Source organism: Fibrobacter sp. UWH1 (genome assembly GCF_002210365.1).
GTDB lineage: Bacteria > Fibrobacterota > Fibrobacteria > Fibrobacterales > Fibrobacteraceae > Fibrobacter.
Genome location: NZ_MWQG01000008.1, coordinates 19,317 through 35,205, shown reverse-complemented (window position 1 = coordinate 35,205; position 15,889 = coordinate 19,317). Strand labels below are relative to the sequence as shown.

11 protein-coding genes and 1 tRNA gene are annotated in these 15,889 nt (G+C 52.1%); 1 reads left to right on the top strand and 11 read right to left on the bottom strand.

Features of this window, described 5'->3' with window-relative positions; all coding sequences use genetic code 11:
* Positions 1-16 precede the first annotated feature (16 nt).
* Both B7992_RS05395 and B7992_RS05390 read right to left on the bottom strand, forming a co-directional pair.
* Positions 17-724 (bottom strand): histidine phosphatase family protein, encoded by a 708-nt coding sequence (locus tag B7992_RS05395; protein ID WP_073287128.1) that lies wholly within the window; start codon positions 722-724, stop codon positions 17-19.
* Positions 725-732: 8 nt separating this feature from the next.
* On the bottom strand, positions 733-1,305 hold the full coding sequence (locus B7992_RS05390; protein WP_073159108.1) for a phosphatase PAP2 family protein: 573 nt from the start codon (positions 1,303-1,305) through the stop codon (positions 733-735).
* Between the two features lie 163 nt (positions 1,306-1,468).
* Between B7992_RS05390 and B7992_RS05385 the strand changes: the two genes are divergently transcribed.
* Complete coding sequence (locus B7992_RS05385; protein WP_088665735.1) at positions 1,469-2,647, top strand: acetate/propionate family kinase; 1,179 nt, start codon at positions 1,469-1,471, stop codon at positions 2,645-2,647.
* A gap of 398 nt (positions 2,648-3,045) precedes the next feature.
* Here B7992_RS05385 and B7992_RS05380 read toward each other — a convergent pair whose 3' ends face one another.
* The 9 genes from B7992_RS05380 to B7992_RS05340 form a co-directional block, all read right to left on the bottom strand.
* Positions 3,046-5,718 (bottom strand): tandem-95 repeat protein, encoded by a 2,673-nt coding sequence (locus tag B7992_RS05380; protein ID WP_088665734.1) that lies wholly within the window; start codon positions 5,716-5,718, stop codon positions 3,046-3,048.
* 469 nt (positions 5,719-6,187) lie between these two features.
* Entirely contained in the window at positions 6,188-8,074 is a 1,887-nt protein-coding gene (locus B7992_RS05375) for an ATP-binding cassette domain-containing protein (protein WP_088665733.1), read from the bottom strand.
* 33 nt (positions 8,075-8,107) lie between these two features.
* Positions 8,108-8,587: a hypothetical protein gene (locus tag B7992_RS05370; RefSeq protein ID WP_101480032.1), complete on the bottom strand. Its 480-nt coding sequence runs from the start codon at positions 8,585-8,587 to the stop codon at positions 8,108-8,110.
* A 203-nt stretch (positions 8,588-8,790) separates the two neighbouring features.
* Positions 8,791-11,172, bottom strand: coding sequence for an endopeptidase La (gene lon / locus B7992_RS05365; protein ID WP_073159118.1), 2,382 nt, complete (start codon positions 11,170-11,172; stop codon positions 8,791-8,793).
* A gap of 165 nt (positions 11,173-11,337) precedes the next feature.
* On the bottom strand, positions 11,338-12,633 hold the full coding sequence (gene clpX, locus B7992_RS05360; RefSeq protein ID WP_073159120.1) for an ATP-dependent Clp protease ATP-binding subunit ClpX: 1,296 nt from the start codon (positions 12,631-12,633) through the stop codon (positions 11,338-11,340).
* A complete protein-coding gene (locus B7992_RS05355; RefSeq protein WP_073159122.1) occupies positions 12,633-13,223 on the bottom strand; it encodes an ATP-dependent Clp protease proteolytic subunit in 591 nt (196 codons plus the stop codon). The genes clpX and B7992_RS05355 overlap by 1 nt, the downstream gene beginning before the upstream one ends.
* A 14-nt stretch (positions 13,224-13,237) precedes the next feature.
* Positions 13,238-14,497 (bottom strand): trigger factor, encoded by a 1,260-nt coding sequence (gene tig / locus B7992_RS05350; RefSeq protein ID WP_088665732.1) that lies wholly within the window; start codon positions 14,495-14,497, stop codon positions 13,238-13,240.
* Positions 14,498-14,546: 49 nt separating this feature from the next.
* A tRNA-Leu gene (locus tag B7992_RS05345) sits at positions 14,547-14,626 on the bottom strand.
* A 104-nt stretch (positions 14,627-14,730) separates the two neighbouring features.
* Entirely contained in the window at positions 14,731-15,834 is a 1,104-nt protein-coding gene (locus tag B7992_RS05340; protein ID WP_088665731.1) for an acyltransferase, read from the bottom strand.
* Positions 15,835-15,889: the final 55 nt, after the last annotated feature.

Genomic DNA, 15,889 nt, shown 5'->3' with positions numbered 1-15,889 from the left:
GTTTACAATGAAACGTCTAAAAAAGCATCCAACCCGTATCAAGGCCGGTCACGGGGACAAATCGTCTCACGGCACCAACATCCCCGGATTCCTGGTCCTTACCGATGACCACGGCCAAACCCGTCAGGAAGTTCATCCAGCGGCTGGGAGAGAATTGCAATCCGCAAAAATGATTCAGGCAGGGTACGATCCAGGCATCATGGGAACAGAAGATATTGATAGGGGCCTTCCCGTGAGAAAGCATGAACTGGACCATCTCCTGGGAGCGGGCTGCCAAGGGGAAATAAGCCGGGTCCACATAGCGGGAATCGGCGGCAGTTCCATCCAACCAACGACAAATCCCCTGGTAAAATCCAGTCACGTGAGTTTCCATGTAGGCATCGTAATTCTTCACAAAGAATTCCGCAAGGGGTTGCTGCGGCATTACATCGGGAGCATCTATCCCAAGACCAAGGCCGATATATTCGGCGGTCTGCATACAACGGCCTACGGGACTGCTAAAGAACATGCAATCGGCAGAAACTCCGCTGGTGCAGGAAGCGGCAATGGACTTGCCTAGTTTAAGGGCTTGTTCGCGACCACGGTCCGTCAAACCGACAAAGGCGCCATGATCAGGGTCGTTAGGTTTTATATGGTCCCGCTCACCGTGACGAACCAGGAAGTACACACGTTCGTCATTTCCAACAGTCTTAAAAAAATCTGCGGCACTAACAAATTCAATCATCGATGACATTAGAAAGTCAACATGGGAAGCAAGTCAGCAAGAACCGGCGACAGGAAATACCAGATGCCGTGAGTCAGACCAAAGCAGACGACACCCAGCAAGAAGCCGCAAATGATGTCGGTAAACCAGTGAACGCCAAAGTACACTCGCAGAAGACCCCAGCTCATGGGGAACAGAAGCATCACCCAGCCATAGTAGGGCATGGCGGCAGTCATAGTCATGGCAACAGCGAAGTTGTTCATGGTATGACCGCTGGGGAAGCTGTATTCGTCCATGGGAGGCACCTGGGGCTTGATAGAATCAAGAACCACGAAGGGGCGGGGACGCTTCACCGTAAGCTTGATCAGTTCGTAGAGTCCCAGGGAAATGCCCGTAACAATGGCAGCTTCCATAGCTACAGGAATAAAGGCTCGCCAACCGATATGGATAAAAAGCACAATGGCAAAAAGAATCCAGACGTAGCCATCACCCAGGCGTACGTAAGAGCGAAGAAACCTCTTGGTCTTTTCGGAAAAATGCCTATTGTTCCAATACCAATAGAGTGATACGCCTTCGTCAAATTTTTGGATTCTCTTAAACATTGCGCCAAATTTAAAAATTTTTTCTGATTCAATTTCCTACTTTTAACATATTAACGTTGAAGCAGGACCTGCCCAACACGAGTACTTTCGGATAAGCCGAAGCCAACCGCCTTGCCCACTTCCTACTTCTCAAAATTCTTTCAAAAAAAACAGAGGTTAAAAAATGCGTGTACTCGTGCTTAACTGCGGCAGCTCCTCCGTGAAGTTCGCTGTTATTGATACCAAGACCAAGGAATCCATTGCCAGCGGTCTCGTGGAAAACATCGGCGTTAACGGCCACACCAAGGCCAAGGGCCCGGTCGGCAAGATTGACTTTAACTTTGACTGTCCCACCCACGCCGAAGCTGTGGACCAGGTAAAGAAGTTCTTGGACGAACAGAAGCTCACCGATACCATCGAAGCCATCGGTCACCGCGTAGTGCATGGCGGTAAGTACATCAAGAGCGAAAAGGTGACCCAGGATGTGATCGACTACATCCGCAGCATCGTGCTGTTCGCCCCGCTCCATGAACCCGCACACGCCACCGGTATGGAATGCGCCATGAAGTTCTTCCCGAGCCTCAAGGACAAGCAGGTTGCCGTGTTCGACACAGCCTTCCACCAGACCATGCCCCGTAAGGCATTCCTTTACGGCATCCCCTACAAGTTCTACGAATCCGACGCCATCCGCCGTTATGGTTTCCACGGCACCAGCCACCGCTTCGTCACAGCCGAAGCCGCAGCCATCCTCGGCAAGAAGCCGGAAGACTGCTGTTTCATCACCGCACATCTCGGTAACGGTTCCAGCTGCTCCGCCATTCTCAACGGCAAGTGCGCAGACACCACCATGGGCTTCACCCCGCTGGATGGCCTCATCATGGGCACCCGCTCCGGTAGCGTCGACCCGGCAGTTCTCTTCTACATCAGCAAGAAGTACGGTTATGACATCGACCGCCTGGACAAGATGGTGAACAAGGAATCCGGCCTCCTTGGCCTCTCCGGCTTAAGCAACGACATGCGTACCCTGACCCAGGCAGCAAGCGAAGGTCACGTTGGCGCACAGATCGCCCTCGAAACCTTCTGCTACAAGCTGGCCCGCGAAATCGGCGGTATCGCCATGGCTCTGCCCCGTATCGACGCCCTCGTCTTTACCGGCGGCATCGGCGAAAACAGCATGCTGGTCCGCAAGACCGTCATGGAAAACCTGGCACTTCTCGGTTACCAGATCGACGAAGACCGCAACAACAAGGCAGGCAAGGAATCTGGCCACATGATCAACAAGGAAGGCACCCCCAAGGCAATGGTGGTGGCAACCAACGAAGAACTGCTCATCGCCCTCGATACCGAGGAACTGGTAAAGTAGTCGCAAGGCGAGCGAAGCGCTGATGCTTGCATCAGCATTTCCGAGCCGCAAACTACTGCACACGATATGTGCAAATAGCGAGAGTCGCAGCAAACATCAACGTTTGCTATGACCGAGCTTCGACCAAGCGCACGAAGTGCGAACTGGTGAAGTAATCAGGTCGGTAGCGCTTCGCGCTCCCTTTTAGGTAGTTGGGGGCGCAAGCGCAGCTCGCTTTCTGGTAAAATAATGGTGCCTGACGACACAAAAAAAAGAGACTCCCTCACGGGAGTCTTTTTTGTATTTCGGCGAAGCCGAGTGAATTTAACCTCTAGCGACGAAGTCGCGACCTCAAGCCTCTAGCGAGGCTTGCGAGCGAACCTCACGGCGAGCGGCATCACGCCGCTTACAAGGAAAAACTACTTGATGGTCCAGGTCTGCTGATTTACCTTCAGGATCTTGCGGCCCTGAACCGTTGCTGCAGCGGCACGAACTTCAGATTCGCTTACCGGCAGACGGCGGGTCCACATGACGCGGCCCTGCATATCCATCATGGAGACGGTACCGCGATTAGCCTGAATAGCCCCCTGCCAGTTCAACTTGGCAGAAGCCACCACGGGAGTAATACCCGTAGTAGAAGAACCTTCCAGGTAGAACACAACGCCTACAGTCTTAGTAGTGTCGTTGGCATCGTAAGCGGAAAGGGATACGCGGTAAGCCACATCCTTGAACAGTTCAACTGTATCGGATGCCAAGGAAACCTTCAGGACACCATCCACAATTTCAACATCCAGCTGCTTCGAATGGCTTCCGATGATGTAACCCAGTTCATCACCATCAACGTCAGTGAAGATGGAATCCATGGGAACTTCACCAACAAACTTCTTGCCATCAATTGTAGCTGTACCTCTCCAAATAACCACCGGAGCATCATCTACAGGAGTGATATTGACAGTGATGTTAAATTCAGTAGGAGTGCTCTTACCATCGGTAACAGTACCGACCACAATAGCTTCACCGAAGGCATTGCGAACCGGCGTAATAGTCAAAATGCCAGAAGTGTAGCTCACCAGAGTCTTGCCATCTTTGCTTTCAAAGCTGTAAGTCAAAGCTTCCTTTTCAACATCCGTTGCCCAGGAAGTCACAATAGCCTTCTTATAGACAATAGCTGCAGCATCTTCCATCACTGTGGTGTCAATGGCGTCAACAGTCATAATGGGAGACTTGTTCCTGTACTTCACATCCAGCATGACAACAGCCATTTCGGACTTAAGACCTGCGGAGTTTTCAATGTGATAGGCAAAAGCATCCGGACCTTCGTAATCTTCATCGGTGGTGGTGTAGACGAAGGAGCCGTCCTCGGCAAGGACCACAGTACCTTCGGAAGGTTCAACATCCAGAACGGCAATCAAGGTAGAATCACCATCGGGATCCTCATCATTGGCAAGGACACCCTTCTTGGCAGTAATTTCGTTCTTGCCCTGCAGAACTTCATAGGTATCATCCTTGGCAATGGGAGCATCGGCAACAGGATTTACCTTTACATAGAACATCACATTGGGAATAGAAATAGCAGGGTCGGTAACCACGAGGCTAACCTTGGCAACACCGTTGGCATCCTTAATCGCCGACACATCAATCAGATAATTATCGTCTGTTGCAGAGACGCTCACGGTAACGACACCACTTGCCTTTCCAGTAACAGTATAATCGTCATCGCCATCTACATCCGTAATAGAAATGTTTTCCTTGGGGAACACCAGGACAAAGTCATCGAAATCTTCATCGACTACCAGGGTATCGCCAAAGGATTTTTCATCACCATCTTCATTCAAGAAAGTCTTGGTCAGGATCTTAACCACCGGAGCATCATTCACGTTTGTTACGGTAATAGTTGCAACGCCAATTTCACTTTCCCTGTCGGTGTTATTCTTTTCGACGCACTTGTAGGTGAAGGAATCCTTACCATAGAAATTTGCTGCAGGAGTATATGTGAATATGCCAGTCAGGGCAGCAATCTTCAGTTCACCATGTTCGGGTTCACTGAGCTGCACCCATTCAACAGCATCGCCATCGGCATCGGAGCAAATCTTGGTCAGGTTGTTCACGAGGAGAGTGCTCTTGTAAGAGGAATCTTCCTTGACCTCGAATTCCATGTTCTGGGCCACCGGCAGGTTTTCCGTATCTTCGGTATTGATGGTGAAGGAGAAGGTGGCGGTCTTCTTGGTGGGATCCGTTGCGGTCAGAGTTACCTTGGCGGGACCATCGGGATTCGGGGTGGTCGTGAACTTGATGATGCTATTCTGGTCGTACTTGGTAGAATCCACCAGCTTGACAGAATTGTTTTCGCTTACGATCTTCACGGTAATGGTCAGATCGTCTCCGTCGGCATCTTCAAAAACCTCGGCCATATTCATGGTATGAACGGCGCCTTCGGCAAGGTCGATGGAACCGCCGTTATAGCCAGCAAAACCTTCGGTTACATTAGGAGCGGCAGTGACGCATTCATCCCCCAAGGTAAAACTATGCAGGGTGACCGTGTTAGAACCACTCTTGGCAGCCTTGGCGTGGGAGTCCTTGAAGCTGAACTGAACGCCCAGCTGAGATCCGGAATTCCAGGCTACGGTCTTGGTAGACTTCCAGCTCTGGGTAAGGGCAGAGAATGCGATGTAGGACCTTTTTAAAGAACCCTTGGTGGCAGCCATTTCCATGCCGTAATAGTTGTCATCGGTAATGGTAGACTGCTTGAAATCTACACGGAAGGGAGCGTCAGCCTCATAAGCCAGGCAAACTCCCTTATAAGTCGCAATTGAAGTCACCTTGGGCTTGTAGCTTGCGTCAATGGCCCAGCTAAAACCGAAACCGGCACCGGACTTGCCATCGGTAGTCGTGGGTGCAGTAAAGTCCAGAACACGGGCACCATTCACATTCGTTGTGTCAATGGATGCACCGGAACCATAATCGTAGATGTAGCTCTGGGCGTAGGGCTTACCGGCAGTAACGCCATCTTCATCCGAAAAAACGACAGCAGTTGCTGCGGCGGCATAACCAGCCAAAAGACCTGCCGTCAAAATTCCAATCTTCTTGATCATAAATGACCTCTCTTTCCAAAATCCTATACGTCATATAATTATAATAAAAAGATTACAAAACTCAAAATACTTATGATAGTCAAAAGGTTAAACATTTTTCACATCTAAAAAAAATGGTATCCCGTCATAAGGGTACCGCTAATTTTTAATGAAAAAAAGGGAATTTAATACCGGAACGAAAAGTTTCAGTGCAGGGATGAGGGCGGAGCCTGCGGCTCCTTTCAGGCTGATAATCGCGCAGGAGGAGCCTGGCTTTTTAATTCGTAACTAATTTTCGCGCCGGTTATAAAAGCAACGAAATTGCTCATTCATTTCTAAGCGCCTAAAAGCACCGCAGGTGCGACCCAATACCTAAAAGGCCGCAGGCCGACCTCACGGCTCATTGCTCACCGCTCATTGCTCACCGCTCATTGCTCACAACTCATTGCTCACGGCTCATTGCTCGCGCCTATTGCCTGAAACCTGCCGCCTATCCCAGCGCGTCCAGTTCCTCGTAGCGTTCGTAGGCTTTTTCCAGGGCCGATTCCCGTTCCGTGATTTCCTTCTGCAGTTCCACGATGCGGGCGGCGTTGGTACAGACCTCGGGCTTGCAAAGTTCTTCCTGGCGTTCCGCGATTTCGGCTTCCAGCTTCTCGATCTTTTCGGGAAGGGAATTGTATTCGCGTTCCTCGTTATAGCTGCGCTTTTTCTTCTTGGCGGGAGCGGAGCTCACGCCTTCCCCGCCGTTTGCGTTACTGGCTGCGGAGCTGCGAGAAGCTTCCTTCTCGGCGGCGACGCGGGCAGCCGCTGCGGCTTCCTTATCACGGATTTTCTTGTTAGCTTCGTAATCGCTGTAACCGCCCACGGCCTCGAAAATGTTTCCGTCTTCTTCGATGGCCAAAATGCCTGTGGCCACGGAATCCAAAAAGGCGCGGTCATGGCTCACGGTAAGGACAGTTCCCTTGTACTCCGCCAGAAGTTCCGCCAGCAAGTCCAAGGTTTCCATATCCAGGTCGTTGGTAGGTTCGTCAAGAACCAGCACATTGCTGGGGTGGCTAAAGAGGCAGGCCAAAAGCAAGCGATTACGTTCACCACCGCTCAAGGCGCTAATGGGACCGCGGGCACGATCCGCGCTAAAGAGGAAGTCCTGCAGGTAGCTGAGCACATGGCGCTTGACGCCGTTCAAGGTAATGTAGGCCTGACCATCGCCAATGTTTTCGATAAGGCTCTTGTCTTCGCGGAGGCGGGTACGCATCTGGTCGAAGTAGGCGATTTCAAGATTGCTGCCCAGGCGAACTTCGCCCTGGTCCGGCTGCAACTCGCCCAGGATCAACTTCAGGAGAGTGGTTTTGCCGCTACCGTTGGGGCCTACAATGCCGATGCGGTCACCGCGGGAAACTTCGGTAGAAAAATTCTTGATGAGAGGAAGCGAGACGCCGCCCGTCGTTTCGTCAGCATAGGCATAACTGATGTCGGTGAGGCGGGCCACCATACGGCCGGAACGTTCCGCTTCAGTAATCTGCATATTCACGTTACCCGTGCGCACGCGGCGTTCGGCACGTTCCTGACGCATCTTGATCAAGGCGCGGACACGGCCCTCGTTGCGGGTACGGCGGGCCTGGATGCCCTTGCGGATCCAGACTTCTTCTTCGGCCAGGCGCTTGTCAAAAAGGGCGTTGGCCTTTTCTTCTTCGGCCAGGGCCTGATCGCGGAACTGCACGAACTTGTCGTAGGGGAAATTCCAGCTGCGGACGCGACCGCGGTCCAGTTCAAAAATTCGGGTAGCCACGCGGCGGACAAAAGCTCGGTCATGGCTAACAAACATCACGGCGCAATTCAGGCGGGTCACGATGCCTTCAAGCCACTGGATGGCGGGAATGTCCAGATGATTGGTAGGTTCGTCCAGCAAAAGCAAATCCGGATCCTCGGCCACGGCGCGGGCAAAAAGCACCCTACGCTTCTGACCACCGCTCAAGCTATCGTAAGGCAGGTCCGCATCGATGCCCGTCTTTCCAAGAATCGCCTCTGCTGCAGAATCGTGATGTCCATCTTCGTTGGAACCATCCTTTACGCCCGTCCAGCCGGCGGAACTGCCTGCCGCCACCTTCCCCATCACAATGTCGCGGACGGTACCGTCGATGTGGGCGGGAATTTCCTGGATCATGCGGCTGACCCGAAGGCCAGTCTTCTTCACGATATCGCCGGAGTTATACTCCATCTCGCCAGTGAGAACCTTCAGAAGCGTAGACTTTCCTTCGCCATTGCGGCCCACCAAGCAAATGCGGTCGCCAGGTTCAACATCAAAGGAAACGTTATCCAACAGCGGAGCGGTTCCGCCAAGACGCAAAAGAATGTTCTGTGCTGATAAGATAGGCATGGGAGCAAAGATAGCTTTTTACACTGAACTGCTTCAGTGGACTTCTACCAGTTTTCCATTGCGGTACGCGCAGGAAGCCACCCGTTGCATCAGACCTCCGCTTGAAGGAGCCCACAGTATCAATCGGGAGGCAAGGCGCTGCACAAAGTCGGCACAATATTGCCTTGTACTGAACAGACTCTCATCGTTCCAAAAACAGGAAACCACCAAAAGACGGCCTTCTGCAAACGCCTGGCAACAGGTGCTACTGTAAATGGTGGGAAGTTTGCGGTCTACAATCCATACGGCGTGTCCCCCATACCTTAAAAGAATTTCCAGGATATTCCTTTCGCTTAGATTGCGGAAGGAGCCAACCACCTTGCAACCTTCCAAACCTGCATCAGCCGCCCAATGGTCACGCCGGCGAGGCATCAGAATATCGCTCCGGTCCGAAGCAAAGACGCCCACAAGTTCTTCGTCCAAAAGGGAACTGTTCCCGATCCAGGTCGTGCCAACGAGATTCAAATTCTTCATGGCCCAAATATACACTTGCCACTATACCGAAACAAGGGAGCGGCCTTTCAGCCGTTCATTATGCAACCGGCTCTTTTAAACAAAGTAATATATGTAAGTCCGCAAAATAGAATTGCTAACTATAAAAGGGAAATAGAAAATCCGCACCAGACCGTCTAAAGTCCAGTGCGGAAATTTCCAGAGTCTAGGGACGAAACCGACCCTTAGTTCTTTTTACCGTCTGCGGAACCTTCCTTCGTCACCACCTTAAAGCACTTGCTCTTATCGACACCCTTGAAGAGGATCTTGATAATTTCGTCAATGTGCTTGTGGGTAAAGATCTTCAGGCCCTTCTTTGCCGGAGCGGGAAGTTCGTCAACGTCCTTCTTGTTCTGTTCCGGGAGGCGCAAGGTCTTTACGCCAGCCTGCAGAGCGGCAAGGGCTTTTTCGTTGAGTCCGCCAATGGGGAGGCAGGCGCCAGTGAGGCTCACTTCGCCGGTAAAGGCGATGTCGGTGGGCACGGGGTGGCGGGTAAATGCAGAAAGCAGGCACAAGGTGAGTGCAATACCGGCAGAGGGGCCATCCTTGGGAACGGCACCTTCGGGCACGTGAATGTGGATGTCGGTATTCTTCACCACGTCAGGATCGATGCCGAAATTCTGCAGACGTTCGCGAACCAGGGAGAGGGCAATCTGAGCAGATTCCTTCATCACGTCGCCCAGCTTACCCGTCAGCAGCAGGCCGCCCTTGCCCTGCAGCAAGGTACATTCGATAGGCAGGATTTCGCCACCCACGCTTGTCCAGGCCAGGCCGGTAATAACGCCCGGGCGACCGGATTCGGGGAGCTGGCTATCCAGGAAGCGGGCGGCTCCCAGATACTCCTGCAAAGTCTTTTCGGAAAGTTCGGCCTTGAACTTCTTGCCCGTCACCATGTCCTTGGCACGATGGCGAACGATGCGTTCCAGCACACGTTCCAGTTCACGGACACCGGCTTCACGGGTCCAGCCGCGAATGGCGTGGCGGATCACGTCTTCGTTAAAGGCGATGTCCTTGTCCAGGGTAACGCCGGTGCGTTCGCAGATGCGGGGCACCAGGTAGTTGGCCGCAATCTTTTCCTTTTCGTGGGGGAAGTAACCCGGCAGGCGCACCACTTCCATACGGTCGCGGAGGGGTTCGGGAATTTCGCCTTCGTTGTTGGCGGTGGCGATAAACAGCACGCGGGAAAGATCCAGGCCCACTTCCATGAAGTGGTCGGTAAAGTCGTGATTCTGTTCCGGATCCAGAACTTCAAGCATAGCGCTGGCGGGGTCACCGCGGAAGTCGCTGGCCATCTTGTCGATTTCGTCCAGAAGGATAATGGGGTTCATGCACTTGGCGCGCTTCAGGGCCTGAATGAATCGACCCGGCATGGCGCCAATGTAAGTGCGACGGTGACCGCGGATTTCAGCTTCGTCACGGACGCCACCCAAAGTGATGCGGACGAAATTGCGCTGCATGGCCTTGGCGATAGATTCCACCAAGGTGGTCTTGCCGACACCCGGAGGGCCAACAAGGCAGAGGATGGGGGCGCGGCGTTCGGTGCCGGTAAGCTTCAGGACCGCGATGTATTCCATGATACGGTCCTTCACCTTGTCCAGACCAAAATGCTTGGAATCCAGTTCGGCCTTCACCTTCTTCATGTTCAGGCTGGTTTCCGTGTACACGTTGTACGGAAGGGTCAGGAACCAGTCCAGGTAATTGCGGCTGACGGCATATTCCGGGGAAGTGGGCTGCATCAGCTTCATGCGGCCGATTTCCTCTTCCAGCTTTTCGCGGATCGGTTCCGCAAACTTCTTTTCCTTAATCTTCTTCAGCAGCTGATCCGGTTCGGACTGGCCATTTTCGCCATCCAGTTCATCTTGCAACTGGCGGATCTGTTCAGAAATAAACCATTCCTTCTGCTGCTGGGCCATCTTCTGACGCACATTCTGCTGCACCTTCACCATCAAGGTGTCGTTGACGGCAGAAGCCTGCATAATCTCGATCAGGTTGTCGGCCAACTCGTCGATGGAACCTACTTCCAAAAGGCGCTGACGTTCAGACAGGGAAACCTGCAAGAAGGGAATCATACCGTAGAAGGCGTTCAGATGGCTATCCATGGTAAACAGGGCGTCCACCATGCCTTCGGTAATGTTGCGATGCATGGCGTATTCGCGGAACTGCACCAGAACGTTCTCGAAACGGGAGCTCTTGTCAGTCAGCAGAACCGCCGGAGTATGGGCCGAAACCGTAACCTGCAAAAAGCCAAGTTCCATGTTCATGGAACGGAGGTCCACCACAGCTTCGCCTTCCAGCACCACCTTCACGCAACCGTTGGGGAACGGAGTCACGTTGCTCACGCGGGCCATGACGCCCACCGAGTAAAGGTCCAGCATGGGATTTTCCAGTTCTTCCAGCTCGATATTTTTCTGGGCGGCCAGGATAATCACATTGTCATGAGCCTCGGCGTATTCCAGGGCCTTCAGCGAAATGTCGCGGCCTACCAAAATGCGGCGGGTGGTCAGCGGAAATACGATAGCATCTCTAAGGGGGAGCAGCGGATAGGTTCTAGAAAAATCAGTGGCCAAATTAAAATCTCCAGTGCAGGAATTCGAAACGAAAATCCTGAGTCATCCAAAAATAAAAAAATGGAGGTCGCATTCCGAAGAAGGACCATCCAAAAAATAGGCTTGCGGGTAAGTCCCACAGGGTATGGGCCGCACACAATCAAGTGCAACCCATTAATCGAAGAGTTATACGGACTTCTTACGAGTACGTTTGGGAGCCGCCGCAGTTTCGTCAGCAGGAACCACATTGTCCAAAGCCTGACGGACCATTTCGGCAGTCACTACAAGCTTGCTCTCGCCAGAACCCGGCATGGTAAACATGTAACGCTGCAAGGTCTTTTCCATAACGGAACGGAGGCCGCGGGCACCAGTCTTTCGAACGATAGTTTCGCGGACAATTTCCTTCAGGGCTTCCGGTTCAAAGTCCAGCTCGATGTCGTCCATTGCGAACAACTTCTTGTACTGCTTTACCAAGGCGTTCTTGGGTTCAGTCAGAATGTTCAGCAATGCGGCTTCATCAAGTTCTTCAAGAGCGACAGCGATGGGCAAACGTCCAACGATTTCAGGAATCAAACCGAACTTGATCAAGTCATCAGGTTCCATCACCTTGAACAATTCGCTGAGGGTATTTTCTTCGGAGCTGCGGATATCGGCACCGAAACCCATGCCACCCTTGTTTACGCGACGGGCGATAATCTTGTCCAGAGATTCAAAGGCGCCACCGCAAATGAACAGGATATTGCGGGTATTCACCTGCACCAGGGCCTGCTCGGGATGCTTACGTCCACCTTTAGGAGGAACAGCAGCCACGGTACCTTCGAGAATCTTCAGAAGCCCCTGCTGCACGCCTTCACCGCTCACGTCGCGGGTAATAGACGGATTGGCAGACTTGCGGGCGATCTTATCGATTTCGTCCACAAAGATAATGCCACGTTCGGCCTTGGCCACGTCATATTCGGCAGCCTGCAAAAGGCGAACGATGATGTTTTCCACATCTTCGCCCACGTAACCAGCTTCAGTCAGCACGGTAGCGTCGGCAATGGTAAAGGGAACATCCAGGAAGCGGGCCAGCGTCTGGGCCAGCAAAGTCTTACCGGAACCGGTGGGGCCCACCAGAAGCAAGTTGGACTTTTCAACTTCTACAGCGTTCTTGTCGGTATTCGTAGCCTTGTAACGCAAACGCTTGTAATGGTTGTAGACCGCTACAGACAAAGCCATCTTGGCCTGGTCCTGACCAATAACAAACTCATCCAGGTGAGCCTTGATCTCGGACGGATGCGGAAGAGGCTTTGCAGTCAGTTCAGCAGTTGCGGTTTCCTGCGCTCTGCGGGTACGATCCTCTTCGATAATACGATGGCACATGGAAACGCAGTCACTACAAATGTGGACGCCTGCGCCTGTAATCATCTTCTCGACTTGTTCCGCCGGCTTGCCACAAAAACTGCAATTCACCGTCGGATGGTTCTTCCCGCTACGATACATTAAAATCCCTCTTTACGCGGCACAAAAATTTCGTCAATAACGCCAAATGCCTTGGCTTCTTCAGGGCTCATGTAGAAGTCACGGTCGGTCTTTTCGCGGACTTCGTCGATAGCCTTGCCAGTATGCTTGGCGACAATTTCTGCCAGAGTATCCTTAGTGCGGACAATTTCCTTGGCAGTGATCTGGATATCGGTAGACTGACCGGTGGCAGCGCCAGAAGGCTGATGCAGCATGATGCGGGAATGAGGGAGAGCATAACGCTTGCCCTTGGTTCCTGCAGCCAGCAGCACAGCAGCCATAGAGGCGCAACTACCAATACAGATTGTAGCGATGTTCGGACGAACATGCTGCATGGTATCATAAATGGCCAAACCTGCCGACACGTAACCACCCGGGCTGTTGATGTACAGCGTGATATCCTTTTCCGGATTCTCGTATTCAAGGAAGATCAGCTGGGCCATCACATTGTTGGCCACTTCATCGTTAATGGGAGTTCCCAAAAAGATAATGCGTTCCTTAAGAAGACGGGAATAGATATCGTAGGCGCGTTCACCGCGTCCGGTGGTCTCGATGACGGTAGGAATGATCATTATGAGTTTACCTCTTACTTGTTTTCTTCGGCAACGGGGCGGATACCGACGATGAAGTCAGCGGCCATCTGGACGCGGAGTTCGTCGCGGAGACCGTTGATGCGGCCGGACTGACGGAAGTGGTTCTTCAGGGATTCGAAGTCCACGTGATATGCGTTTGCCATGACCTGGAGACGTGCGTCGACGTCAGCCTGGGCCGGGCGGATCTTTTCAGCAGTAGCGACGAAGTCCAGAATGCGGTGCTTCTTGATTTCGCGGACAGCTTCCGGAGAGAGAGCCTTGATCTGTTCTTCGGTGGGTTCCACAACATCCTTTTCGCTCTGGGCGTTACGGTTCATGGACCAGCGGATCAGGTCGTAGACGCGAGCTTCGGGAACTTCGAACGGGTTAGCTTCGATAATCTTGTCGATAGCTTCGTTGATAGCCTTGTTCTTGGCAGCGTCCTTCTTCTGGTTTTCGATACCTTCGGCCAGGTTCTTCTTCAGGTCTTCAACGTCCTTGACGCCAACCTGTTCAAAGAAGGCTTCGTCCATGGTGGGAGGAACGATTTCGCGAACGTCGGTAATTTCGACCTTGAACTGAGCGGTCTTACCGCGATAGCGTTCGTCCTTGTGGTCTTCCGGATACTGGAAGTTGACTTCCTTAGCTTCGCCAGCCTTGGCACCGACGAGACCTGCATCGAATCCCGGAGAAGCGGATTCGCCGAGGAGAGAACGGAATTCCTTGTTTTCCGGCAGATCCTGCTTTTCGCCGTCGATGATGACTTCAACATAGTTGCCAACGACAACGTCACCAGACTTTGCTTCGCGATCGACGTGTTCGTCCTTGCTCCACATCTGCATGAGACGGTTGTATTCGTTGTCGATTTCTTCCTGGCTTACAGCAATGGCGGGAACGGTGATGCCGGTGTCAGCATAGCCCTTGATGTCGATGACCGGATCCATTTCGACTTCCACCTTAAGTGCGATGTCGTTTTCCTTGTCATCCTTGAAATCAACAACCTTCATCTGGCCAACGGGAATGATGTTTGCCTTCTTCAGTTCATCCTGGACGATCTTGTTGATGGTTTCATCCACAACTTCGTGGCGGATGGATTCACCGAACTGCTTCAGGATCATAGCCTTGGGAACCTGGCCCTGGCGGAAACCCTTCAGGGTAACCTGCTTCTTGTACTGATTCACCTTCTTTTCGAAGGGAGCCTTGAGGTCGGCCTGCGGAATGGTAATTTCGAGGGTGCGCTTGGTGGCGCTGGTTTCTTTGATTTCAACTGTCATTATGAACTCCGAAAATCGATTTCTTATCGGTTGTTAGATGTTAAAGACGTGCGAGGGGTGGGAGTCGAACCCACACACCGAGGTACCAGATCCTAAGTCTGGCGCGTCTGCCAATTCCGCCACTCTCGCAATTTTGCACCCAAAGTTAGAAAAAATCAAAACAACCACTTAACCCTTTACAACCAATTTATCGTTACAAAGGGAGTTTTTGTCTACGAAAAAATGCGTCTGACCTAAAAAAAGGCGAGCAATCGGCGACACAGGGCGGAAATCTTTTCGGAAACCAGATTTTCTAGGGTAGAAACCCTCAAAATTTTAAAGAACGTTCTACGAATAAATTCAATTGCAGAACAAGATACATAGATGCCGACAACCAAACCTATAAATAAAAGGGTAGCTTTGTATACCGGCTGTTCCAAAATCCAGGAAAAGGGAGCCTCGCCCAGATACTGCCAAACCATGGGCTGCATATGAACCAGGTAAACCCCAAAAGTCAGGGGCGCAAGAACTTTTACGACAGCGGCCCCGCAGGCCCCCCATTTAATTCTGGAAAACAGGATCAAAAGCATTACCGAAGCCACGATAATCGTAGGGGACGTGTATTCCAGCAGCACATTGGTGTGAATGCTCTCGGAACCCGTCAGGCGAATCGACAAAAAGGCCAGCCCATATTTCGCCAGCAGATTGCAGCCCACGGCAACCGCAAAGACACTCACGCAGAACAACTTGCTCTTGCCAAGCCAAGCCCCATGATGGCGCATATAAGCCCCCAGGATATACATCACGGCAAGCCACAGCGCACTGTAACCGTTCATGGAATGGAACACATCCTCATCGACAATCGTGGGCAAGACTGCCAACAACACAAAGCACAGGGCCAGGAATTTCTTCTGCAGATCCTTAGGCGCCTCCAGCACAAAACGGTTCATGAACGGCATAAAGAAGAACATGCAGAAATAGGCCGAAAAATACCAGTAACGTTCAAAAAGCACCGGCAACGCCGACTTTACCAGATCGCCAGTCCCGAAAACGCCCGGAGCAAGCAAGTAAAGCGCAACCGCGATTCCCAGCGAATAGAATTCCACCTGGAACCAGAGCGACACAATATTCTTCAGCTTGAACTTCGAATAAACCCCGACAAATCCCGATATGAGGGCGTAGCAGTTTACCGCGCAGAGGATCAGATTTTCCACACCCCAGGCGGCAAAATAGTGGGCGGTTCCCCAGGCGGATTTGGCCAGGATGCCCCCGGCCCCCAGCACATGCAACATGACAATCATGAACATCGAAACAATGCGCAGTGAATCAATTCCGTAATTTCTTTCGTTGGATGCCATGCCTGTTATTCTTCTGGTGGATTAATTTTTTAAATTACTGAGAACCCTAGCGAAT

Bases quoted from the DNA above. Each gene is read 5' to 3' on its own strand.
- B7992_RS05395 (WP_073287128.1), bottom strand. From the start codon at position 724: ATGATTGAATTTGTTAGTGCCGCAGATTTTTTTAAGACTGTTGGAAAT.
- B7992_RS05390 (WP_073159108.1), bottom strand. From the start codon at position 1,305: ATGTTTAAGAGAATCCAAAAATTTGACGAAGGCGTATCACTCTATTGG.
- B7992_RS05385 (WP_088665735.1), top strand. From the start codon at position 1,469: ATGCGTGTACTCGTGCTTAACTGCGGCAGCTCCTCCGTGAAGTTCGCT.
- B7992_RS05380 (WP_088665734.1), bottom strand. From the start codon at position 5,718: ATGATCAAGAAGATTGGAATTTTGACGGCAGGTCTTTTGGCTGGTTAT.
- B7992_RS05375 (WP_088665733.1), bottom strand. From the start codon at position 8,074: ATGCCTATCTTATCAGCACAGAACATTCTTTTGCGTCTTGGCGGAACC.
- B7992_RS05370 (WP_101480032.1), bottom strand. From the start codon at position 8,587: ATGAAGAATTTGAATCTCGTTGGCACGACCTGGATCGGGAACAGTTCC.
- clpX (WP_073159120.1), bottom strand. From the start codon at position 12,633: ATGTATCGTAGCGGGAAGAACCATCCGACGGTGAATTGCAGTTTTTGT.
- B7992_RS05355 (WP_073159122.1), bottom strand. From the start codon at position 13,223: ATGATCATTCCTACCGTCATCGAGACCACCGGACGCGGTGAACGCGCC.
- tig (WP_088665732.1), bottom strand. From the start codon at position 14,497: ATGACAGTTGAAATCAAAGAAACCAGCGCCACCAAGCGCACCCTCGAA.
- B7992_RS05340 (WP_088665731.1), bottom strand. From the start codon at position 15,834: ATGGCATCCAACGAAAGAAATTACGGAATTGATTCACTGCGCATTGTT.